General features: G+C 63.0%; 18 protein-coding genes and 2 pseudogenes. 4 read left to right on the top strand and 16 right to left on the bottom strand.

Going from position 1 to position 23,297, the window contains the following annotated elements; genetic code table 11:
* Nucleotides 1–38: 38 nt before the first annotated feature.
* From X750_RS160020 to X750_RS160030, 3 genes are all read right to left on the bottom strand, one after another.
* Nucleotides 39–1,070: an Hsp33 family molecular chaperone gene (locus X750_RS160020; protein ID WP_031198187.1), complete on the bottom strand. Its 1,032-nt coding sequence runs from the start codon at nt 1,068–1,070 to the stop codon at nt 39–41.
* Nucleotides 1,071–1,178: 108 nt separating this feature from the next.
* Entirely contained in the window at nt 1,179–2,090 is a 912-nt protein-coding gene (gene argF, locus X750_RS160025) for an ornithine carbamoyltransferase (RefSeq protein WP_023669629.1), read from the bottom strand.
* An 18-nt stretch (nt 2,091–2,108) separates the two neighbouring features.
* The gene (locus X750_RS160030) at nt 2,109–3,308 is read right to left on the bottom strand and encodes an aspartate aminotransferase family protein (protein ID WP_023681950.1); all 1,200 of its coding nucleotides are present in this window, start codon (nt 3,306–3,308) and stop codon (nt 2,109–2,111) included.
* Nucleotides 3,309–3,666: 358 nt separating this feature from the next.
* Between X750_RS160030 and X750_RS160035 the strand changes: the two genes are divergently transcribed.
* The gene (locus tag X750_RS160035) at nt 3,667–4,185 is read left to right on the top strand and encodes a GcrA family cell cycle regulator (protein WP_023692533.1); all 519 of its coding nucleotides are present in this window, start codon (nt 3,667–3,669) and stop codon (nt 4,183–4,185) included.
* A gap of 132 nt (nt 4,186–4,317) precedes the next feature.
* Here X750_RS160035 and X750_RS160040 read toward each other — a convergent pair whose 3' ends face one another.
* The 3 genes and pseudogenes from X750_RS160040 to X750_RS160045 form a co-directional block, all read right to left on the bottom strand.
* Complete coding sequence (locus X750_RS160040; protein WP_023692534.1) at nt 4,318–5,325, bottom strand: magnesium and cobalt transport protein CorA; 1,008 nt, start codon at nt 5,323–5,325, stop codon at nt 4,318–4,320.
* Nucleotides 5,326–5,420: 95 nt separating this feature from the next.
* A pseudogene (gene phoU, locus X750_RS01000000162610) lies at nt 5,421–6,219 on the bottom strand (phosphate signaling complex protein PhoU).
* 115 nt (nt 6,220–6,334) lie between these two features.
* Nucleotides 6,335–7,600 (bottom strand): ATP-binding protein, encoded by a 1,266-nt coding sequence (locus tag X750_RS160045; RefSeq protein ID WP_023726832.1) that lies wholly within the window; start codon nt 7,598–7,600, stop codon nt 6,335–6,337.
* Between the two features lie 102 nt (nt 7,601–7,702).
* Between X750_RS160045 and ppk2 the strand changes: the two genes are divergently transcribed.
* Nucleotides 7,703–8,608 carry a polyphosphate kinase 2 gene (ppk2, locus tag X750_RS160050; RefSeq protein ID WP_023711408.1) on the top strand — a complete coding sequence of 302 codons (906 nt, stop codon included), beginning with the start codon at nt 7,703–7,705 and terminating at the stop codon, nt 8,606–8,608.
* A 201-nt stretch (nt 8,609–8,809) separates the two neighbouring features.
* Here ppk2 and X750_RS160055 read toward each other — a convergent pair whose 3' ends face one another.
* Nucleotides 8,810–9,448: a GNAT family N-acetyltransferase gene (locus X750_RS160055; protein WP_023681954.1), complete on the bottom strand. Its 639-nt coding sequence runs from the start codon at nt 9,446–9,448 to the stop codon at nt 8,810–8,812.
* Nucleotides 9,449–9,723: 275 nt separating this feature from the next.
* Nucleotides 9,724–10,455: a LuxR family transcriptional regulator gene (locus X750_RS160060; protein WP_023669621.1), complete on the bottom strand. Its 732-nt coding sequence runs from the start codon at nt 10,453–10,455 to the stop codon at nt 9,724–9,726.
* Between the two features lie 260 nt (nt 10,456–10,715).
* Here X750_RS160060 and X750_RS160065 point away from each other — a divergent pair, with 260 nt between their 5' ends.
* Nucleotides 10,716–11,567, top strand: a complete 852-nt coding sequence (locus X750_RS160065) for a transporter substrate-binding domain-containing protein (protein WP_023730967.1) — start codon at nt 10,716–10,718, stop codon at nt 11,565–11,567.
* 59 nt (nt 11,568–11,626) lie between these two features.
* On the opposite strand, the gene X750_RS160070 is transcribed toward X750_RS160065, so the two are convergent.
* Nucleotides 11,627–12,040 (bottom strand): tellurite resistance TerB family protein, encoded by a 414-nt coding sequence (locus X750_RS160070; RefSeq protein WP_023688697.1) that lies wholly within the window; start codon nt 12,038–12,040, stop codon nt 11,627–11,629.
* A 156-nt stretch (nt 12,041–12,196) separates the two neighbouring features.
* Between X750_RS160070 and X750_RS01000000162605 the strand changes: the two are divergent.
* A pseudogene (locus X750_RS01000000162605) lies at nt 12,197–13,854 on the top strand (lysine--tRNA ligase).
* On the opposite strand, the gene X750_RS160075 reads toward X750_RS01000000162605, so the two are convergent.
* From X750_RS160075 to X750_RS160105, 7 genes are all read right to left on the bottom strand, one after another.
* Nucleotides 13,817–14,689, bottom strand: a complete 873-nt coding sequence (locus X750_RS160075) for a thermonuclease family protein (protein ID WP_023688698.1) — start codon at nt 14,687–14,689, stop codon at nt 13,817–13,819. The pseudogene X750_RS01000000162605 and the gene X750_RS160075 sit on opposite strands and share 38 nt — an antisense overlap.
* An 8-nt stretch (nt 14,690–14,697) precedes the next feature.
* Nucleotides 14,698–15,348 (bottom strand): helix-turn-helix transcriptional regulator, encoded by a 651-nt coding sequence (locus tag X750_RS160080; protein WP_023681959.1) that lies wholly within the window; start codon nt 15,346–15,348, stop codon nt 14,698–14,700.
* A gap of 476 nt (nt 15,349–15,824) precedes the next feature.
* Nucleotides 15,825–18,044 carry a 3-hydroxyacyl-CoA dehydrogenase NAD-binding domain-containing protein gene (locus tag X750_RS160085; protein ID WP_023746693.1) on the bottom strand — a complete coding sequence of 740 codons (2,220 nt, stop codon included), beginning with the start codon at nt 18,042–18,044 and terminating at the stop codon, nt 15,825–15,827.
* A 23-nt stretch (nt 18,045–18,067) separates the two neighbouring features.
* Nucleotides 18,068–19,276, bottom strand: coding sequence for an acetyl-CoA C-acetyltransferase (locus X750_RS160090; RefSeq protein ID WP_023738206.1), 1,209 nt, complete (start codon nt 19,274–19,276; stop codon nt 18,068–18,070).
* 31 nt (nt 19,277–19,307) lie between these two features.
* Nucleotides 19,308–20,477, bottom strand: a complete 1,170-nt coding sequence (locus X750_RS160095) for an acyl-CoA dehydrogenase family protein (RefSeq protein ID WP_023738205.1) — start codon at nt 20,475–20,477, stop codon at nt 19,308–19,310.
* A 231-nt stretch (nt 20,478–20,708) separates the two neighbouring features.
* The gene (locus X750_RS160100) at nt 20,709–22,517 is read right to left on the bottom strand and encodes an acyl-CoA dehydrogenase (protein ID WP_023746692.1); all 1,809 of its coding nucleotides are present in this window, start codon (nt 22,515–22,517) and stop codon (nt 20,709–20,711) included.
* 271 nt (nt 22,518–22,788) lie between these two features.
* Nucleotides 22,789–23,247 carry a MerR family DNA-binding transcriptional regulator gene (locus X750_RS160105; protein WP_023669610.1) on the bottom strand — a complete coding sequence of 153 codons (459 nt, stop codon included), beginning with the start codon at nt 23,245–23,247 and terminating at the stop codon, nt 22,789–22,791.
* Between the last annotated feature and the right edge of the window lie 50 nt (nt 23,248–23,297).

The following is a 23,297-nucleotide window of genomic DNA, read 5'->3' as shown; positions in this document are numbered from 1 at the left end:
GGCACCTTCTCCCCGTGAACGGGGAGAAGGAAGAGATGCTACTGAGTTGCAAACTCCGCCGGGTCGAAGTCGTACTGCTTCGAGCAGAACTCGCAGGCGACGTGGATGCCGCCATCTTCGGTGCTGTCCTTGATCTCCTGCGCGGAAAACCCCTCGAGGATGCCGCGTATCTTGTCCCTTGAGCAGGAACATTGGTCGGCAACCGGCACGCCGCCGAAGACGCGCACGCCATGTTCGTGGAACAGCCTGTAGAGCAGCCGCTCGGCGCCGATGGTCGGGTCGATCAGCTCGGTCGGCTCGATGGTGCCGAGCAGCGCCACCAGCTCGCGCCAAGAATTGTCGGCCGGCTCGTTCATCACGTCGCGCGGATCGCCGTCGCCCCCCGAAATGTCGGGCACGCGCATGCGCTCGGGCGACTGCGGCAGGAACTGCGCCAGGATACCGCCGGCGCGCCACTGCTCGCGCGCACCGCCGGGGCCGGGCGTCAGCAGCTTGGCCACCGACAGCCTGAGGTCGGTCGGGATCTGCTCCGACTGGCGGAAATAGGTGCGCGCGGCGTCTTCCAGCGTCTCGCCGTCGAGCTGGACGATGCCCTGATAGCGCTGCGTGTGCGCCCCCTGGTCGATGGTCAGCGCCAAAACGCCGCTGCCCAGCAGCGTCTGCTGCGAGGTCTGGCCTGCGGCCACCAGGGCCTCCAGCCGGTCGGCATCGAAGCGCGCATAGGCGCGCAATGCCGAAGGCGTGGAGAAATCCGCGACCAGCATATCGACAGGCCCGTCGGTGCGGGTCTGCAGGATGAACTTGCCCTCGAATTTGAGCGAAGTGCCGAGCAGCACCGTCAGCACACAGGCTTCCGCCAGCAGGCGGGCGACCGGCTCGGGATAGTCATGACGGTTGAGGATGGCGTCGAGCATCGGCCCGAGCTGCACGGTGCGGCCGCGCACGTCGAGCGGGCCTACCTCGAAGGGCACGACATGATCGTCGCCGGCATAGCCGAACTCGCCGAGTTTGGGGTGATGTTCAGTCACTTGATGCGTTTCCAACATGACAAAGCTCCAGGGCGCGGCCATGCGGCCCGGAGGGGTGCATGCGTCCAAACGCGCTTGATTTGCGTGATGGGGCGCAAATAGGCATCGCGCCGCCCCGGATCAAGCGCTTGGAGATCAAGCGCCTAGAGATCAAGCGCCCAGACACCAGGCCAAAACCGCCTTCTGGGCGTGGAGCCGGTTCTCGGCTTCGTCGAAGACAACCGAATGCGGACCGTCGATGACCTCGTCGGTGACTTCCTCGCCGCGATGCGCCGGCAGGCAGTGCATGAACAGGGCGTCGGGCTTGGCCCTGGCCATCAGCGCCGCATTGACCTGATAGGGCGAGAAGACATTATGGCCGCGGGCGCGATGTTCCTGGCCCATCGACACCCAGCAGTCGGTGACGATGCAGTCGGCCTGGTCGACGGCCTCTTCGGGCGAGCGGGTGAAGTGCAGCTTGCCGCCATTGGACTTCGACCAGTCGATGTGCTTCTGCGCCGGCTCGCTGCCTTCCGGCACGGCGACATTGAGGTTGAAGCGGAACCGCGCCGAGGCCTCGAGCAGCGAATGCAGCACGTTGTTGCCGTCCCCGGTCCAGGCGATGGTCTTGCCGGCAACCGGACCGCGATGCTCCTCGAAGGTCATGATGTCGGCCATCAGCTGACAGGGATGGGTGTCGTCGGTCAGCCCGTTGATGACCGGAATCGTGGCATTCTCGGTCAGCTCGAGCAGCCGCTCATGCGACGTGGTGCGGATCATGATGGCGTCGACATAGCGCGACAGCACCTTGGCGGTGTCGGCAATGGTCTCGGAGCGGCCGAGCTGCATTTCGGTCCCGGTCAGCATGATGGTCTCGCCGCCGAGCTGTCGCATGCCGACGTCGAAGGACACGCGCGTGCGCGTCGACGGCTTGTCGAAGATCATGGCCAGCACCTTGCCTTCGAGCGGTTTGGTCCGTTCGCCGGCCTTGAGGCGCGCCTTGCGCACCACCGCATCGTCCAGCATCAGGCGCAGATCGCCTTCGGAAACGGCGGAAAGATCGGTGAAATGGCGAAGGCTCATCGGGAATGGTTCTCGGGATTACTTCGCGGCGGCCGCGGCGATGGCGTCGGTCAGGCCCTTGGCGCCGGCGCGGATGCGATCGAGTGCTTCGCCGATCTCGGCGTCGGTGACGGTCAGCGGCGGCAGCAGACGAATGACGTTGTCGCCTGCCGGCACCGCCAGCAGATGCTGGTCGCGCAGCGCCATGTTGACCTTGGTGTTGGGCATGGCGCATTTCAGGCCAAGCATCAGGCCGCTGCCCCTGATGCCTTCGATGACATCGGGAAATTCGTCGGCGACCGCCGCCAGGCCCTGCTTCATCAGCAATGCCTTGCGCTGGACGTCTTCGAGGAAGCCGTCTTCCAGCACGACGTCGAGCACAGCGTTGCCGACCGCCATGGCCAGCGGATTGCCGCCGAAAGTGGTGCCATGCACGCCTGCCGTCATGCCGACGACAGCGTCGTCGGTGGCGAGGCACGCGCCCATCGGAAAGCCGCCGCCAATGCCCTTGGCAATCGCCATGATGTCGGGCGTCACGCCGGTCCATTCATGCGCGAACAGCTTTCCGGTGCGACCGATACCGCACTGGACCTCATCGAAGATCAGCAGCAGGCCGTGCTGGTCGCAGAGCTGCCGCAGCCGTTTCAAGGATTGCGTCGGCACCGGGCGGATGCCGCCCTCGCCTTGCACCGGTTCGATCAGGATCGCGGCGGTCTCTGGTGTGATCGCCTTCTCGGCGGCGTCGATGTCGTCGAAGCCGACCTGGTCGAAGCCTTCGACCTTGGGGCCGAAGCCTTCGAGATATTTGTACTGGCCGCCGGCGGCGATGGTCGCCAGCGTGCGGCCGTGGAAGGCGCCTTCGAAGGTAATGACCCGGAAGCGCTCGGGATGGCCCTTGACGAACTGGTAGCGCCGCGCCGTCTTGATCGCGCATTCGAGCGCCTCGGCGCCGGAATTGGTGAAGAACACCTTGTCGGCGAAGGTGGCGTCAGCCAGCCGCTCGCCGAGCCGGGCCTGCCCCGGGATCTCGTAGAGATTGGAGACGTGCCAGAGCTTGGCCGCCTGTTCGGTCAGCGCCGAGACCAGATGCGGATGGCTGTGGCCCAACGAATTGACCGCGATGCCGCCAGCGAAATCGAGATATCGCTCGCCCTTGTCGGTAACCAGCCAGGTGCCTTCGCCATGGTCGAAGGCCAAAGGGGCGCGGGCAAAGGTCTCGTAAAGCGCCGAACCGCTCATTATATGCGTCTCCGGTACCGGAAAAATCAAAAAAGCCGCCAAAGCGGCGGCCTTTGCGGCTTATCGTGTTTTTCGGCCATGAAGTCAACGAAAACGTCGTGCAGAGGCGCGCCGCAAGCTCCCGACGAGACGCCGGCTCATAAGCGACCGGGCAAGTTGGGGAAAACCTAAAAAACCGATTCGTGTTGCACCTAGGACTCTTGTCACCGAGTCAACACATGAGGTAATTGTAGTCGGGAAATAACTAGATTTCGTGCGGCGGACCTAATCACCTAATATATGTGGTGTCTGCCCCGGCAAAGATTGCCGGGTCGGGAACGGATTCCGGCTGCCGCACACATAGCAGGAGCGCGGTCTCATGAACTGGACTGACGAGCGGGTCGAACTTCTCAGGAAACTGTGGTCGGAGGGCTTGAGCGCAAGCCAGATCGCCGCCCAACTCGGCGGGGTCAGCCGCAACGCGGTCATCGGCAAGGTGCACCGGCTGAAGCTGTCAGGCCGCGGACGCTCGACCGCGACGCCGGCGCGTCAGAAGAAGACAACGCAGGGATCTTCGATCCAGAAATCGGTGCCGCGCGCCGCAACCGCGCAGCGCCATGTCACGACTTCGATCGGGGCGAACGCGCTGCAGGCGCAGTTCGACGCCGAGCCAGTGGCGCGCCACTACATCCGCCCGGTCGAAAACGTCGTCGTGCCGATCTCGCGGCATCTGCAGCTCACCGATCTCACCGAGCGCACCTGCAAATGGCCGAATGGCGATCCGCTGTCGGAAGACTTCAACTTCTGCGGCAACGAGGCGGCTGAAACCGGACCTTACTGCAAGTACCACGCAAGGGTGGCGTTCCAGCCGGCTTCAGAGCGGCGCAGGAGCCGGTAGTTAGGAATAGGGATTGGGGACTGGGCAGTAGGGAATGGGGTAGCGCTCGTGAGGCGCTACCTTATTCTGCCTACTGCCTACTGCCTACTGCCTACTGCCTACTGCCTACTGCCTACTGCCTACTGCCTACCATCACAGCCACCCACTCTTTCGAAATCGCCAATACAAAAACGAGCAGATCAGCGCAATCGAGACCAATACGACGGGATAGCCGTATTGCATCTTCAGTTCCGGCATGTCGTCGAAATTCATGCCGTAAATGCCGGCGAGCGCCGTCGGCACCGCCAGGATCGCCGCCCATGAGGCCAGCTTCTTGGTGTTCGCGGTTTCCTGGCTCTGGCCGACCAGCAGGCTGGCTTCGAAAGCGAACGCCAGAACCTCGCGCAGGCTGTCGATCTTTTCCTGCACGGTGCGGATATGGTCGGTGACATCGCGAAACAGCGGATGCATTGCGGTATGGATCTGCGGCAGTTCGGCGCTGGTCAGCCGGCGGCAGACCTCGACCAGCGGCAGCGCCGCATTGCGCAGGCGCAACAGATCGCGGCGCAGCATATAGAGCCGCTCGATGTCAGGACCGGTCATCGGCTTCAGCAGCACCCTGTCCTCGATCGCCTCGACCTCGTCCTCGATCTGCTCTAGCACCGGCATGTAGTTGTCGACGATGAAGTCGAGGATGGCGTAGAGGACGAAATCCTCGCCCTTGGCCAGTGAGTGCGGACAGCTTTCCCAGTGCTGGCGCACGGCGGCGTATGAGGTCGAGGGACCATGCCTGACGCTGACGATATAGCCTGAGCCGACGAACAGATGCGTCTCGCCGAAGGTGACGCGTCCGTCGATCAGTTGTGCGGTGCGGGCAACAATGAACAGCGCATCGCCATATTGCTCGATCTTCGGCCGCTGGTGCGGATGTTCGGCGTCTTCGATCGCCAGTTCGTGCAGATGAAATTGCGCCTTGACGCGCAGCAGAAGCTCGCGGTCGGGTTCGAGCAGCCCGATCCAGACGACATGGCCCGACTTCTTGGCCCATTCGCCGGCTTCCTCGATCGGTATGTCGGCGATGCGCTTGCCGGCGGTGTAGACGCTCGACGCGATGATGCCGGACGATGCCGGCGCCGGCTTGAACTCTCGGACATATTCCATCGCAGCCTCCTGAGCGCCTGGCCTTGGCCAGGAACCGAGACGCTAACATCCGGGCAGTTTAGCGCAATATGATTAAGCGTTCGAGGGGCGCGCGATCACTTCACCGGCAGCACCGGCAGGGCAACCTTGTCGGTCTTGTCGCCCTTGGGACGCTCGGCCGGCAACTGCTCGCCGGTGACGATGTAGTAGATCGTCTCGGCAATGTTGGTGGCGTGGTCGCCGATGCGCTCGATGTTCTTGGCGCAAAACAGCAGATGCGTGCACGGCGTNCTCGGCAATGTTGGTGGCGTGGTCGCCGATGCGCTCGATGTTCTTGGCGCAAAACAGCAGATGCGTGCACGGCGTGATGTTGCGCGGATCTTCCATCATGTAGGTCAAAAGCTCGCGAAACAGCGAGGTGTACATGGCGTCGATCTGGTCGTCGCGGTCGCGAACGAAGCCTATTTTCTCGACCGAGCGCGAGGCATAGACGTCGAGCACTTCCTTGAGCTGGGTCAAAGCGAGTTCGGCAAGCGCCTCGAGGCCGCGAAACAGGCTGGTCGGCTGGCGGCCGTCAATGACGCTGACCACACGCTTGGCGACGTTCTTGGCGAGGTCACCGACCCGTTCGAGGTCGGCCGAAATGCGGATGGCGCCGACGATCTCGCGCAGATCCGTCGCCATGGGCTGGCGCTTGGCGATGATGACGATGGCTTTGTCGTCGATTTCGCGCTGGCCATCGTCAAGCACGATGTCGTCACGAATGACCTTCTGGGCGAGGCCGGGATCGGCATTGACCAGCGCCTGGATCGCCTGCTCGACCATGCGCTCGGCATGGCCGCCCATCGCAGCGATGCGCTTCGCCAGGTATTTCAGCTCTTCGTCATAGGCGCTGACAATGTGTACGGACTGCATGGGCGAAATGCCTTCCTTAAATCTTTGGCCTTTTGAGTCGTTTCCTCGACCCCTGTGCTGATACGCTAGCCGGATGACAGAAAGAAGAAACAGGCAGTTAGCAGATAGTACCGCCTCAGCCTGCCGGCAAATGGACCGTGAACGCCGCGCCCTTGCCAACCTCCGACTTGATCGAAAGCCGGGCGTTGTGGCGCGTCAGAATATGCTTGACGATGGACAGGCCAAGACCGGTGCCTTTCTGCGTGCGGCTGCTCTCCACGTCGACGCGATAGAAGCGCTCGGTAATGCGCGGTATGTGCTCTTCCGGGATGCCCGGGCCGTAGTCCCTGATGGTTACATCGATGCCCGGTTCCGGGCCGGCCTCGCCCCGCGCGATCGACACCGTGACGCGTCCGCCAGGCTGGCCGTATTTGCAGGCGTTTTCCAAGAGATTCTCGAACACCTGGAACAGCTCGTCGCGGTCTCCGGGCACGTCGAGCGGCCCCTCGGCGTAGTCGCGTTCGATGACGACGCCGTTCTCGCTGGCGAGCGGGCCTAGTGAATCGATGACGCTGTCGATGGTCTGGCGCAGATCGACCTCGGTTCCCGGCCTCAGGTAAGGCTTCATTTCAAGCCTCGACAGCGACAGGAGATCGTCGATGAGGCGCGCCATGCGGCCGGTCTGGTTCTGCATGATCTGCAGGAACTGCTCGCGCGCCGCCGGATCGTTGCGGGCCGGGCCGCGCAACGTCTCGATGAAGCCCGAGATTGAAGCAAGCGGGGTGCGCAACTCGTGGCTGGCATTGGCTATGAAGTCAGCGCGCATGCGGTCGATGCGGCGCGTCTCACTCTGGTCCTTGAATACCAGCACATAGAGATCGGTGGCGTGGCCGACCGAGGACGCGCTGACCCGGTAGGCCCGTTCAACCGGCAGCTTCTCGGTGTAGTCGACGGCATCGGAGGCGACGGTTCCCGACAGCACGCCGTCGAGCAAGGCCTGCATTTCCGGCGCGCGGAATTTTAGCGACAGCGACAGGCCGGGCGCGATACCGACAAAGGCGGCAAAGGCGGCGGCATTGGCGTGGACGATGGTGGCGGTGCGGTCGAAGATGATCAGCGGATCGGCAACGGCAGCCGCAAGATATTCGCCGGAAAGCCGCTGCAGCCCGCTCGCCTCGATCGTGGCAATGGTCTCAGCAGACCGGCTGGCGCCTCCGGTTGGCAGAAGCGCGGCGGCCAGCAGCACCGTCAACGCAGCCAGGACGACATAGGCGGAGATACCGGCAAAACCATAAACGGCCATGATGGCGATCGCACCGGCGGCAAGCAGCCATCGGCTGTTCCACAGCCGGCCGGCGACGGCCTGCCCCGTGGTTGTCCGCTCTGCGCCGGTGTCAGCCATTCGTGCTTTCCGTGCTTCTGCGCCGGTCCCGCCGAAACTTCCGCTGGACCGGGTTTGAGGCCCCCCATAGCATGAGTCCGCAAGCTGGAAAGGTTCGTCTCGATGAAAAAAGCCAAGGAAAGTCCCGCCGCAGAGCCGGCAGAGGGGCCGCTGAAGATCAAGGTGGACGGCAAGGAGCGGGAGTTCGACATCGAAAACCCCGAGCTTCCCAGCTGGATCGAGGACCACAAACTGACCGCAGGCGACTACCCCTACGACAAGAAAATGAAGACCGAGGAGTATGACGAGACGCTGGAGCGGCTGCAGATCGAACTGGTCAAGGCGCAGGCCTGGCTGCAGGCGACCGGCAGCAGACTGATGTCGCTGTTCGAGGGGCGCGATGCCGCCGGCAAGGGCGGCACCATCTCGGTGCTGCGCCAGTATCTCAATCCTCGAACCGCGCGCAATGTGGCGCTGACCAAGCCGACCCCAACCGAAGTCGGGCAATGGTACTACCAGCGCTACGTCGCCCATTTCCCGACATCGGGCGAATTCGTCACCTTCGACCGGTCCTGGTACAACCGCGGCGGCGTCGAGCCGGTGATGGGCTTCTGCACACCGGAACAGCATGCAAAATTCCTCGACGAGACGCCGCATTTCGAGCGGATGATCTCCAACGACGGCATCTATTTCTTCAAATTCTGGCTCAACATCGGCCGCGAAACCCAGCTCGAACGGTTTCACGACCGCCGCTGGTCTCCGCTGAAGAACTGGAAGTTCTCGCCGATCGATATTGCCGGCATCACCAAATGGGACGACTACACCAAGGCGCGCGACCAGATGGTCGAGCGCACGCACAAGCAGTTCGCGCCCTGGATCATCGTGCGGGCCAATGACAAGCGACGCTCGCGGCTGGCCGTCATGCGGCGCATCCTGTTGTCACTGCCCTATGATGGGCGCGATCTCGACGCCATCGGCAAGGAAGACAAAAAGATCGTCGGCGAAGGGCCGTCGTTTCTCGAGAAGTAGAGACTGGCCTCGATAGGCAGAGGCTGAAATTACAGAGCCCACCCCCACACGGAGGTGGGCTCTGTGGCCATTGTCTAAAGCGCATCGCATTTGAACGGATTCACGCGACGCGCTTTAGGTCTTTGTTTCATGCATGTCGTTCTCTCAAAACCGGGGCCACTTTGAGCGACATGCATTAAAGCGCGTCGGGTGAAGACAGTCTCACGACGCCTGCCGCATGCCGAGCATGTGGGGGGTGCCCCTGGCCAACACCGGGGCGTGATGGTTGCGGCGCGAACGCACGACATCCAGCGTATGCTCGTTGAAGGTCAGCAGTGTGGCGACGACCTGCTGGTTGCCATAGGTGCGCTGGTACCCGAGCGGCGTCGCCAGGAAGTGCAACTGCAGCGTCCGCAGCACCCACACCGGCTCGACCTCGATAATGACCTGATCGACATTGCGAGCAAGGCCCCATTCGACGAAGCCGGCGATCAGTTCGGTGCCGACCGTAGACACGCCGCGCTTGCCATCGCGAAAGCCTGGCGCCACCGCGTAACGGGTTAGCTCCCAGACATTCGGTCCCGAAGGGCGCTTTCCCTCGCAGAGTTCCGGCATCACATCGCTAAGGAGATGCGGCCGTGTGGTCGGCAGCATCCGATGATAGCCTGCAAGCTCGCCATTGCGTATGACAAGGTGGTGTTCGGCCTCATCATGGTCGAATTGATCGATTTCGAGGCCGTCCGGGCGATCGAGATCGGTCCACCGCATCTCATCGACGAAGACCTTGTAACGCAGGCGATGGACGGCCTCCCATAGGTCGGGACGTTCCATCAGTTGTTGAGTGGTAAGGGAAAATAGCATTAGCCGTCTCCTGGGCTTAAGAGGAAGATACGGCCGGGCTTTCCCGAAAAAATTGCGCGAAGGTGTTGGCAAGGATTTCCAGGCTGCCACAGCCGACATGGCTAATATAGCTGCGTCTAAACGCCTCCGCGATGGCGTGCACCCTGTTGGCGACGCCGAGTCTGCTTTTGGCGTTAAGAAAGCATTAGCCGTCTCAAGAGGACGACAGGGGCCGGTCTTTTCTGAAGATATGACGCCAACAATGCGGCCATAAATTTCGGGCCGCCAGAACCGGCCTAGCTGATATAGCCGTGCCTGACTGCTTCGGCGACTGCCTGCACACGGTTGGCGGCGCCTAGTTTGCTCTTGGCGTTGAGAAGGTGTTTCTCAGAGGTATGCTCCGAGATGCCGAGGATCTGCGAAATCTCCCACTCGGATTTTCCGACCGCCGCCCATTGCAGGCATTCGCGCTCGCGCGGCGTCAATTCAATGTGATCGATAGATTTGCCGGCCGTCGTTTGAAGCTGCATGGCGCGGCCGATGGCATAGGTGGAGGCCAGCGAGACCATTGCGAATTCGGCTTCGGACAGTTCGACCGCCTCACCGCCCAGCGAGACCAGCGCGATCTGGCCTTCGAGCGTGATCAGCGGGAAGGCGAGGCCGTCACGCAGCTTGAACTGGCGGGCGTCGCGCATTACCTCGGCGCTGCTCTTGTCGGCGGGCATGCTTTGAACGGCATCGCGCCATTGGAATGGCGCCCGAAACTGCTTCAAATGGCTGACGACCGGATCGTGGTCGACGTAGTTGCGCGATAAGTAACGCTCCAGCCATTCGCTAGGCCAATCGCAGAGCAGCACATGGTCCTTCGTCTGGCTGCTTGGTGTACCGGGCTGCGGCACCGTTGCGGCTATCAGGGCCGTCAATCCGAAATTCGAGGTGACACTAAGTAGCTGCTCGCACACCGCAGCCGACGTGTCGGCACGCTGCACCCGGTCAATATATTCAAGTGTCCGGTCAAAATAACCCATCGCAACATCTACCCCATGTTGCCTACCGCTCTTGAGACCGATGCTACGTGCCTGCCCCGCACTTAGCCATCAACCCCGGATTGCAAAGCCACATCCTTAGCTTTTCTAACGCCAGCGACCGCCAACCCCGGGCCGACTCTGTGCGGCTATTTGCAACCTCGCCAAAGCATAACCCGAAATTTGCCCTTTGAAATCAAAAACAATTGTGCCTGCGCCGTTTTCGTATCACAAGCCAACGGCCAAGACGGGCGGAGTTTTTTGTGACATCACGCTGGATAACCATCGCCTTGCTGTCGATGCTGATCGGAGTGCAGCCGTTTGCCGGCGCTGTGCGGGCAGCGGAACCGCAGGTGCCGGTGCTTTGGGATGCCAAGGAGCGGCTGCCGAAGCCGGACCTTGCGGCGCTGCCGAGGCTCAGGTTCCTCACCACAACCGATTTCCCGCCCTTCAATTTTCTCGACGGCACGGGCCGACTGTCCGGCTTCCACATCGACCTGGCGCGGGCGATTTGCGCCGAACTCGACATCGCCGACAAATGCCAGATCCAGGCGCTGCCCTGGGCCGAACTCGACGACGCGTTGCAGAAGGGCGAAGGCGAGGCGATCATCGCCGGCATCGCCGCAACGCCGGAGACGCGGGCGAAGTACAGCTTTTCGCGCTCCTATCTACAGTTTCCGGCGCGCTTCATCATGCCGAAGACCAAGGCCTTCGCCGAGCCGATCCTCGACAAATTGCGCTCGAAGCGGGTCGGCGTGCTGGCCGGCTCGGCGCATGAAAAGATGCTGCGCGATTATTTCGGCACCGTGCAGATCATCCGCTTTCAACGGCCGGAAGACCTCTACAGCGACTTGAAGAGCGCCAAGATCGATGCCGCCTTCGGCGACGGCATGCGCTTTTCCTTCTGGCTGGGCGGCACGGACGCCGCCGGTTGCTGCCGCTTCGCCGGTGGACCCTACCTGGCGCCGGAATATCTGGGGTCCGGCATGACCATTGCCACCCGGGCCAGCGACCCAGCGCTGGCCGCAGCCATGGACTACGCGCTGCAGGAGATATCGGTGAAAGGCACCTTCGCCGAATTCTACCTGCGCTATTTCCCGGTCAGTTTCTTCTGATCCGGTTCCCGGTCAGCTTTTTCTGATCCGGTCCCGGTCAGCTTCCTTTAGGGGCTGGATCAGGTCAGCGTGCGCAGGCGGGCCTTCGCCCCGCGCGCGATGGCTGCGGCGGTCAGCGTGTCGAGATCGAGCTCACGCCGGATCAACTGCAGCACCCGCAATTCCTCCATGCGCATTTCTAGATCGACGGCGGCAACCTCGAAGGCCGCGGCATAGGCGGTGTCGTGCAGCCGTTCGGGCAAAGTCTCGGCGACACGCTCGAGCACGCCTTCCAACCCATCCTTTTCATGCAGCATCTTCTGGCAGTCCTGCGCAATGGCGATCAGCCTGTCCTGCTTGAAATCCTCGAACACCGGCCAGCTGCGGACGACGTCGCCGATGCGCGCCAGTTCGATATCGGTCATGTCGCGATCGGAAGCCGAGGTGATGACCATCAGGTAGATCAGGGCTTCATGGGTGGACGGCAACGGCATTCAAAACTCCTTGATAGTGAGGGTCGAAGGTAGGGACGCCACGGCGCCGTCGCAACGAAAACGCCTGATATCGTTGACGCTCCGCCCTGTCGCGCCTAGAGACCCGGTTGAAAAATCTTACCAGCCGCGAAAGCCGGCCATGACTGGAACTTTGACATGACGGGATCAAACATCGCCGATCTCAACCCCGAAATGCTTGCGGCAGCCGCCGAAAGCAAGGCCTGGCCGTTCGAGGAAGCCAAAAAGATCATCGAGCGCTACAAGGGCGGCGACTTCCCGGAGATCGTCCTGTTCGAGACCGGCTACGGCCCGTCGGGCCTGCCGCATATCGGCACGTTCGGCGAGGTCGCGCGCACCTCGATGGTGCGCCATGCCTTTCACGTGCTGACCGGGAACAAGGTCAAGACCAAGCTGCTCTGCTTCTCCGACGATATGGACGGCATGCGCAAAATCCCCGACAATGTGCCGGATCGCGCAGCGCTCGAGCCCTATCTGCATATGCCCCTGTCGGCGGTGCCCAATCCGTTCGGCGGCGACTATCCGAGCTTTGGCGACCACAACAACGCGATGCTGTGCCGCTTCCTCGACACGTTCGGCTTCGACTACGAATTCGCCAGCGCCACGCAGTACTACAAGGCCGGCCGCTTCGATGCGATGCTGGTGCGCGCCGCCGAGCGCTATGAGCAGATCATGGCGGTGATGCTGCCGACGCTGGGGCCGGAGCGGCAGGCAACCTACAGCCCGTTCCTGCCGATCTCGCCGAAGAGCGGGCGCGTGCTCTACGTGCCGATGAAGCATGTCGACGCCAAGGCCGGCAACATCACCTTCGACGATGAGGGCACCGAGACCACGCTTTCGGTGACCGGCGGGAAGGTCAAGCTGCAGTGGAAGCCGGATTTCGGCATGCGCTGGGCAGCGCTCGGCGTCGATTTCGAAATGTTCGGCAAGGACCACCAGACGAACGCGGTGATCTACGACCGCATCTGCAACATTCTCGGCGGGCGCGCGCCCGAGCATTTCGTCTACGAACTGTTCCTGGACGAGAACGGCCAGAAGATCTCGAAGTCGAAGGGCAACGGGCTGACCATCGACGAATGGCTGCGCTACGCGCCGACCGAAAGCCTCGGCCTCTATATGTATCAGCGGCCAAGGCAGGCGAAAAAGCTCTATTTCGACGTCATCCCACGCGCCGTCGACGAGTACTACACCTTCCTCAACGCCTATCCGCGCCAGGACTGGAAGGAGCGGCTGGGNGGCTGGGCAATCCGGTCTGGCACATGCATGACGGCAAGCCGCCTTCCATCGACATGCCGGTGCCGTTCTCGCTGCTGCTCAACCTGGTCAGCGCCTCCAACGCGCAAAACAAGGATGTGCTGTGGGGCTTCATCTCGCGCCATGCATCTGGCGTGACGCCGGCGACGCATCCCGAACTCGACCAGCTGGTCGGTTTCGCCATCCGCTACTTCGACGATTTCGTGAAGCCGACGAAGACCTTCCGGCCGGCCGACGATGTCGAACGCGTCGCGCTGGAAGCGCTTGGCAACGCGCTTGCTGGCCTGCCGGCCGGCGCCGACGGCGAAGCGATCCAGAACGCTTCGCTCAACGTGGCGCGCAAGATCGAACGCTATCAGGACCATTCGAAGAAGAGCCCGGACGGCGGCCCTGGTGTCTCGGGCGCTTTCTTCCAGATGATCTACCAGGTGCTGATCGGCCAGGAACGCGGACCGCGCTTCGGTTCGTTCGCAGCCCTCTACGGCATCGCCGAAACCCGCGCGCTCATTGAGCGGGCGCTGGCTGGTCAGCTGGCGGCGTAATTTCCGTCCCGGCCAGCGGCGTGTCTATCGCCGGGGCATCGAGGATCGGTTGCGACGCCGTCGGTGCCACAACAGGCGTTGGCGCCGGTGGCAGGCCGCCAAGATCGGTCGCGGCGCCGAAGACGCCCTTCTTGGCGGCGCGCGCCTTGTCGCCCGCTTCGACATAGGGGCCGGCTGCCGTGGCGCGCGCCCAGCCGTTTTCGACCAGCCACTGGCCGACATCCAGCTTGCCGATGCGGCATTCGGCGGCGATCAGCGCACGGTCGGCCTCCGGCGGCACCTTGCAGGCAACGGCCCGGCCGCGCAGGAAAGACCGGAACGCGGTGCGCGCCCTGATACCGCAAGCCCAGGACTTGCCGCCCTCGGTGCAGGTCTCGTCTTGCCTGACGATGTCGATGCCGGAGACCGTCACGGAATAACCATTGGCTTCGATCAGGCCGGCGGCGGCCGCGACCGGCTGGAACAGTTTTGTTCCTCCCCAGTCGTCGACCGCTCTGCGCCCACGCGGCTTGGGCGGCCCGGCCAGCGCCAGGTCGCTCAGCGGCGCGCGTGGCTCAACCCGTTCAAGTTCTTCTACCGGCAGCGGCGGCGGAGCGATGGCCTCGGGATCGATCGCCCTCGAATGCACCTGAGGCGAGTGCATCGGAGGCTTGACGGGCCGGACCTCGGGGATCGCCGACGTCGCCGGCTCCTCGGGCACGGCCTCGGTGTCCGGGTCGATCTGGTCGACGGTGATGGCGGTGCTTTCGCGATGCAGCGCGCGACCGCCGGCGACGACAATGGCGACCATCACCGGGATCGCCAGGAGGGCTATGAGGATTTGAAGCAGACGCACCGCGAGACCTACTGGCTTGCCCAGACGATCCGCGCCACCCATTCGACATCGCGCATCGCGATGTCGCGGTCCGGGTGGTCGGGGTTGAGCGAAATCAGCACGATCGATTTCGTCGTCTGGCGGTCGAGCACCTTGGCCATGACTTCGCCGGCATTGGTCTTGACGACGACGCGGTCGCCCTTGCGGGTAGCGGCGCCCGGCTCGACGATCAGCACATCGCCATTGCGGTACAGCGGCAGCATGGAATCGCCCTGCACCTTCAACGCATAAGAGGTTTCGGTCGCCCGTGCCGGAAGCTCGACAAGGTCCCAGCCCTGGCCTGAGGGATAGCCGGCATCATCGAAGAAGCCGCCGGCGCCGGCCTGGGCAAAGCCGAGCAGCGGCACCGCCGAACGCTGCGCGGCTACCGAGCCCGAAGCGGCCTTGGCACGGCCTTCGACCAGCCCGGTGAATTCGTCGAGCGAGGCGCCGGTCGCCTCGATGATCTTCGCCAGCGATTCGGTCGACGGCCAGCGCGGCCGTCCATCCGAGGACAGCCGCTTCGATTTGTTGAAAGCGGTGGAGTCCAGACCGGCTCGCCGGGCCAGGCCGGAGGCCGACAACGAATAGCGCTCAGCGAGAGCGTCGATGGCTGCCCAAACTCGGTCATGCGAGAGCAATTCGCTCTCCTCAAAACAGGAAAAAATACCTTTTCCTTCTAACGCGCGGTCATCCGATTGTCCACCGGCGCGCGGCCCGATCCCCTAAAAAGCTGTGTGCGGCGAAGTCGTCATGGATGCCTCAAACTGCCTTGGCAAGGCTGCGCAATCCCTGGTCGGAGCTCATGAAACCCCGCTCGGCCTAGGTCGGCGGTCGCGGTTGAACGGAGCGGGCAAGCGTACTGTTGGACGCGCCAAGGACGCTGTAGCATTTTGATTTGGCGCATGACCCCGAAAATCGATTCCGATTTTCGGGGTCATGCGCGAGGTCGGCGAGCATCATGTAGCGGGCGTTGTTGAGATGGAGGTTGAAGTCGATCTCGGTCGGCAGGCAGCGAAAAGCCAGTCGGCTTTCGCTACCGACCGCATAAGGCCACGGCGCCTTGCCGTGGCCATCATGCGCGCAAGGCGCCCCCAGACGTACATGGGGCGCCAGCTCAAGCGGCCTTCTTCACCTCGCCTTTCGCATAGGGATCGAAGCGCTGGTAGAAGGTCTCGCCCTTCTCGGCCAGGTCGAGCAGCAGCTTTGGCGCCTTGAACTCGGCGCCGTATTTCTTCTGCAGGCCTTTGGCTATTCTGACGAACTCCCTGGCGCCGATGCCGTCAATATAGGACAGCGCGCCGCCGGTGAATGGCGCGAAACCAAAGGCGAGGATCGACCCGAGATCGGCCTCGCGCGGATCGGTGACGATGCCTTCCTCCATCACCCGGGCCGCTTCCAGCGCAATGGTGACCAGCAGGCGCTGCTGCAGTTCCTCATAATCGACCTTCTCGGCCTCCAGCTGCGGATAGAGATCCTTCAGGCCCGGCCACAGCTTCTTCCTGGCGGGCTTGGCGGGATAGTCGTAAAAACCCTTGCCGTTTTTGCGGCCGAAGCGGCCATGGGTGTCGACCAGCGTGTTGATCAACGCCATCTGCCTGGGGTCGACGGCCTTGTCGCCGAGGTCCCTGATGGTCTGCTTCATGATCTTCTGGGCAAGGTCGATCGCCGTCTCGTCGGTCAGCGCCAGCGGGCCGACCGGCATGCCGGCGGCCTTGGCGGCATTCTCGATCATCGGCGCCGGAACGCCTTCGATCAGCATCTTGTAGGCTTCCGACATGTAGCGCAGCACGCAGCGGTTGACGTAGAAGCCGCGCGTGTCGTTGACGACGATCGGCGTCTTCTTGATGGCGCGCACGAAATCGATCGCGGTGGCCAGCGCCTTGTCGCCGGTCTTCTTGCCCAGAATGATCTCGACCAGCATCATCTTGTCGACCGGCGAGAAGAAGTGGATGCCGACGAAATTCTTCGGCCGCGCCGAATTCTTGGCCAGCGCGGTGATCGGGATGGTCGAAGTGTTGGAGGCGAAGATCGCCGACGATTTCAGCACGGCTTCGGCCTGCTCGGTGGCAGCCTTCTTGACGGCCGAATCCTCGAAAACCGCCTCGACCACCAGATCGCAGCCGGCGAGATCGGCATAGTCGGCCGTCGGCGTGATCAGCGACAGAAGTCTGTCCTTCTCCTCGGGCTTGGCGCGGCCCTTCTTGACCTGATCGGAGATCAGGCTGTCGGAATGCGCCTTGCCTTTTTCGGCCGACGCCATGTCGCGGTCGAGCAGGACGACCGGGATGCCGGCCTTGGCGGTGACAAAGGCGATGCCGGCGCCCATGAAGCCGGCGCCGAGAATACCGATCTTCTTGAACTTGGTCTCTGGCACGCCGGCCGGACGGCGGGCGCCCTTGTTGAGCTCCTGCAGCGAGACGAACAGCGAGCGGATCATCGCTGCTGCTTTCTTGGACTGCATGATTTCGGTGAAATAGCGCTGTTCGATGCGCAGACCGGTGTCGAACGGCACCAGCAGGCCCTCATAGACGCATTTCAGGATGGCCGCGGCGGCCGGATAGTTGCCGTAGGTCTCGCGACGCAGGATGGCGATGGCCGGCGGCCACAGATTGAAGCCGGCGGGCGAATAGATCAGGCCGCCGGGCAGCTTGAAGCCCTTCTCGTCCCAGGGTTGGACGGCTTTCAGGCCGTTCCTGATCATCGCCTTGGCGGTCTCGATCAGCTTGCCGGGTTCGGCGATCTCGTGGATCAGCCCCATCGCCTTGGCTTTCTGCGGCGACAGCGTCTGGCCGGTGGTCAGCATCTGCAACGCCTGCTGCTGGTCGGTCAGGCGCGGCACGCGTTGGGTGCCACCGGCGCCGGGGAAGATGCCGACCTTGACTTCCGGCAAGGCCATCTTGACCTTTTCGGAGTCAGCGGCAACGCGGCCATGACAGGCCAGCGACAGCTCGAACGCGCCGCCCATGCAGGTACCGTTGATCGCCGAGACCCAGGGCTTGCCCGACGTTTCGAGCTTGCGCCACAGGCCCCCCATGCGGCCGGCATTGTCGAACAGAAGCTGTGCCGCCTTCTCCGGGTCCTTGGTCTTCTCCTTGGCAAATACGGCCAGCATCTTCTGCAGCATGGTCAGGTCGGCGCCGCCGGAGAAGCTGTCCTTTCCCGAGGTGATCACCGCGCCCTTGATGGCGGCGTCGGCCACCACCTGGTCGATGATCTTGTCGAGCTCGTTCATTACCTCTTCGGTGAAGACGTTCATCGAGCGGTCCGGCATGTTCCAGGTGACCAGCGCGATGCCGTCTGCGTCGGTGTCGACCGTGAAGTTTGTATAAGTCATGTCTCTCTCCTTCCGGCCGAAAATCAGACGCGTTCGATAATCGTTGCGGTGCCCATGCCGGCGCCGATGCAGAGCGTCACCAGAGCGGTGTTCAAATCGCGGCGCTCGAGCTCGTCCAGCACCGTGCCCAGGATCATCGCGCCGGTGGCACCGAGCGGATGGCCCATGGCGATGGCGCCGCCATTGACGTTGATCTTGTCGTGCGGGATTTCGAATGCCTGCATGTAGCGCAGCACCACCGAGGCGAAGGCCTCGTTAAGCTCGAACAGGTCGATATCCGACAGCTTCATCTTGGCGCGCTTCAGAAGCTTCTCGGTGACGTCGACCGGACCGGTAAGCATCAGCACCGGCTCGGAGCCGATGTTGGCAAAGGCGCGGATACGCGCGCGTGGCTTCAAGCCCATCGTTTTGCCGGCCTTCTTGGAGCCGAGCAGCACTGCGGCGGCACCGTCGACGATGCCCGACGAATTGCCGGCATGGTGGACGTGATTGACCTCTTCCACCTCAGGGTGCTTCTGCACGGCGACCGCGTCGAAGCCGCCCATTTCACCAGGCATGACGAAGGACGGGTTGAGCGAGGCCAGCGACTGCATGTCGGTCGACGGCCGCATATGCTCGTCATGATCGAGGATGGTGAGGCCGTTCTGGTCCTTGATCGGTATGACGGAGTTCTTGAAACGGCCATCGGCCCAGGCCTTGCCGGCGCGCGTCTGGCTCTCGACCGCATAGGCATCGACGTCGTCGCGCGAAAAACCATACTTGGTGGCGATCAAATCGGCCGATATGCCTTGCGGCACGAACCAGCCGGGCAGGCCGACGGACGGGTCCATGAACCAGGCGCCGCCCGAGGCGCCCATGCCGACGCGCGACATCGATTCCACGCCGCCTGCAATGACGATCTCGTCGGCGCCTTGAGCGATCTTGGCGGCGCCGAAATTGATGGCGTCGAGGCCTGAGGCGCAGAAGCGCGAGATCTGCATGCCCGGCGCCTTGTTGTCGTAGCCGGCCTCGAAGGCGGCGGCACGCGGGATGACGGAGCCGGCTTCGCCGACCGGATCGACGCAGCCGAAGATGATGTCGTCGACGTTTGCAGTGTCGAGGCCGTTGCGGTCGCGCAACGCTTCAAGCGTCCTGGCCGCAAGCCGCACCGCCGGCACCTCGTGCAGCGAGCCATCCTTCTTGCCCTTGCCGCGCGGTGTGCGCACGGCGTCATAGACATAAGCTTCAGCCATTTGCTTGCTCCTTGCTTTGCCGACGTCGCTCTCAGAGAGAGCGGCCGATCAGCAATTTCATGATCTCGTTGGTGCCGCCGTAGATGCGCTGGACGCGGGCGTCGCGGAACATGCGGGCGATCGGATATTCATTCATGTAGCCATAGCCGCCATGCAATTGAAGGCATTCGTCGACGACTTTTCCCTGCAGGTCCGAGAGCCAGTATTTCGCCATCGACGCCGTCACCGGATCCAGCCCGCCATTGATGTGGCGGGTGACGCAATCATTGTAGAAGACGCGGCCGATGGTCGCCTCGGTCTTGAGTTCGGCGAGCTTGAACTGGGTGTTCTGGAACTCGATGATCGCTTTGCCGAAGGCCTTGCGATCCTTGACGTAGTCGATGGTCAGCGCCAGGGCGCGTTCGATCATGGCGATGGCGCCGGTGCCGATCTGCAGGCGCTCCTGCGGCAATTGCTGCATCAGCTGGATGAAGCCCTGTCCCTCTTCGTGGCCAAGCAGGTTCGAGGTCGGCACGCGCATATCATTGAAGAACAGCTCCGACGTGTCGTTGGCCTTCAGGCCGATCTTGTCGAGGTTGCGGCCGCGTTCGAAGCCTTCGGCCTCGTCGGTCTCGACGACGATCAGCGAGGTGCCCTTGGCGCCTTTGGCCGGATCGGTCTTGGTGACGACGATGATGAAATTGGCCAGTTGCCCATTGGTGATGAAGGTTTTCGAGCCGTTGATCTTGTACTGGTTGCCGTCCTTCTCGGCGCGCGTCTTGACGCCTTGTAGGTCGGAGCCGGCGCCCGGCTCGGTCATGGCGATGGCGCCGATCAGTTCGCCGGTTGCCAGCTTCGGCAGCCACTTCTTCTTCTGCTCCTCGGAGCCGTAATGAAGGATGTAAGGGGCAACGATCGCATTGTGCAGGCCGATGCCGAAACCGTCGACGCCGACATGGCCGATCGCCTCGATGATGGCGCTCTCATGCGCGAAGGTGCCGCCGGAGCCGCCATATTCCTCCGGCATCGAGGCGCAGAGCAGGCCGGCGGAACCTGCCTTGCGCCAGCTCTCGCGGTCGACCATCTCGTTCTTCTCGAACTCGTCGTAGCGCGGCGCGATCTCTTCCGACATGAAGCGATGCGCCATGTCGTAGAGCATGCCGACTTCGTCCGCCGCCCAGGCGGGCGTCGGCAAGGAGAGCACTTCTGATGGATTTGTCATGCCGTTTCTCCCGCGCCAACGTCCCCCTCCCCCTCGAGGGGAGGGTGGCCGCGAAGCGGTCGGGTGGGGTCGCCGATGACGTGCTCGACCTTATCTTCGGAATTGACGCGGGTTTGGGGCATTGCGATCATCTCCTACCAAAGCGCCAACCAGCCGGCGCACTGCACGCAGGACCCCTCCCGGCCCTTCGGGCCACCCTCCCCTCTAGGGGGAGGGGGACGCCAGCCATTTCTAGAACGCTTCCGCAGGCAGCGCCATTAGCGTGTCCGCACCACTGGAAATGCGGGCCAGATGTGCCGACGTCTCGGGCATGATCCGCTCCATGAAGAAGCGCGCCGTCACCACCTTGTTGTCGTAGAAAGCCCCATTTTCGTGGACAGACTGCGAGCCGTTGGCGCCGGTCTTGCCGAGCGCGGCCTTGGCCATCTGCGCCCACATGTAGCCCAGCGCCACAAGGCCGAAGAGATGCATGTAATCGGTCGACGCGGCGCCGGCATTGTCGGGCTTGGCCATGCCGTTCTGCACCAGCCACATGGTCGCCGCCTGCAGATCGTTGAGGCCTTTCTTCAGCGCCTTGGTGAACGGCGCCAGCTTGTCGTCGGCACGGTTCTCCTCGCAGAACTCGCCGACGTCCTTGAAGAAGGCCTGCACGGCGCGGCCGCCATTCAGACCAAGCTTGCGGCCGACGAGGTCGAGCGCCTGGATGCCGTTGGCGCCTTCATAGATCATGGCGATGCGGGCATCGCGCACGAACTGGCTCATGCCGTGCTCTTCGATGTAGCCGTGGCCGCCGAACACCTGCTGCGCCATGACGGCATGGTCAAAACCCTTGTCGGTGAGCACGCCCTTGATCACCGGCGTCAGCAGGCCGGTATAGTCGTCGGCCGCCTGGCGATCCTTGTCGTCGGCGGAGCGGTGGGCGATGTCGGACTTGATCGCCGTCCACAGCGCCAGCGCGCGGCCGGCCTCGTTGAAGGCCTTCATGGTCATCAGCGAGCGGCGGATGTCGGGATGGACGATGATCGGATCGGCTTGTCTGTCCGGCGCCTTGGCGCCAGACAGCGAGCGGCCCTGCAGCCGGTCCTTGGCGTAGGAGACCGCGTTCTGGTAGGCGATCTCGGACAGCGACAGGCCCTGCAGGCCGACGCCGAGCCGGGCTTCGTTCATCATCGTGAACATCGCCTTCAGGCCGCCATTGGCCTCACCGAGCAGCGTGCCTTCGGCCTCGTCATAATTCATGACGCAAGTCGAATTGCCGTGTATGCCCATCTTCTCCTCGATCGACCCGCAGGAGAGCGTGTTCTTCTCGCCCGGATTGCCCGAGGCATCGAGCTTCAGCTTTGGCACGATGAATAGCGAGATGCCCTTCACGCCCGCCGGCGCGCCTTCGATGCGGGCCAACACGAGATGGACGATGTTTTCCGACATGTCGTGCTCGCCGGCCGAGATGAAGATCTTCTGGCCTGAGATCTTGTAGGTGCCGTTGCCGTTCGGCACCGCCTTGGTGCGCAGCAGGCCGAGATCGGTGCCGCAATGCGGCTCGGTCAGGTTCATGGTACCGGTCCAGGACCCCTCGACCAGCTTCGGCAGCCATGTCGCCTTCTGCTCGTCGGTGCCGTGTGTGATGATCGCAGCGATCGCGCCTTGCGTCAGGCCGGGATACATCATCAGCGCCATGTTGGCCGAAACCATGTATTCGGCAACCGCGGTGTGCACGGCATAGGGCAGCCCCTGGCCGCCGAACTCGACGGGCGCCGCCAGTCCCATCCAGCCGCCTTCGCGATACTGGTCGTAGGCTTCCTTGAAGCCCTTCGGCGTCGTCACCGAGCCGTCCTCATGGCGCACGCAGCCTTCCATGTCACCGACGCGGTTCAGAGGATGCATAACGTTTTCGGCGAGCTTGGCGCCTTCGGCGAGGATCGCCTCGACAACGTCGGGCGTCGCGTCGGCAAACCCGGGAAGGTTGGAATATCGCTGATAACCCAGCACCTCGTTGAGCACGAACAGCGTGTCCTGGACCGGCGCCCTGTAGATCGGCATGTGTTCCTCCACCATGCGGGTCTTGGCCGCGAGATCGGGCCCCGAACATGAGGTTGGGGCGGCACGCCGGCCAATGTCGAAAGCGAGATAGCAAAAATTGACGTTTGCGTAAACGTCAATTTTGTCGCCGGGACAAAATTTACCTATGCCAGCCTGTCGCACGAGCGGTGCATGGCTTTGTGCAAAGCGAGGGGGGTCAAACAAAAAGAGCCGCGCGGGCGGCCGCGCGGCTCTTAAGTTCAAAGCTTTCGCCGGGAGCTGCGGAGCAAAATCAGCTGGCGGCGCTGGCCGGGGCCGAACGCTCGGACAGCATCTGGCGCACGGCCGACATCGAGCCGCTCAGCTCGTTGATGGCGTCGTCGATCAGCGCGCGCTGCTTCTGCAGGCGGGCTAGCTGCTTCTCCGACTTGTCGAGAGCCAGCCGCAATTGCTTGGTGTTGGATCCCGTGGGATCGTAGAGATCCATCATCTGCTTGACGTCGCGCAGCGAGAACCCGACCTTGCGGCCGAGCAGGATCAGCTTCAGCCGCGCCTTGTCGCGGCGCGTGTAGAGGCGCGTTGCCCCATCGCGTTTCGGATTGAGCAGGCCCTTGTCTTCATAGAAACGCAGCGTGCGCAGCGTCACGCCGTATTTCTTGGCCATCTCGCCGATGCGCACGAGCTCCTCACTGGCTTCGGCAGACATATTGTTGGTGTTGGCCGCGGCTTCGCCGGGCGAAACAAGTTTCATAGTCACTGGCTTTCCCCTGTCGTGGCATCGCGGTCTCGGACCTTGCAACG

Source organism: Mesorhizobium sp. LNJC391B00, assembly GCF_000502535.1.
Classification (GTDB): domain Bacteria; phylum Pseudomonadota; class Alphaproteobacteria; order Rhizobiales; family Rhizobiaceae; genus Mesorhizobium.
The sequence above is the reverse complement of the archived record's forward strand: the minus strand, read 5'-3'. Positions and strand labels throughout refer to the sequence as shown.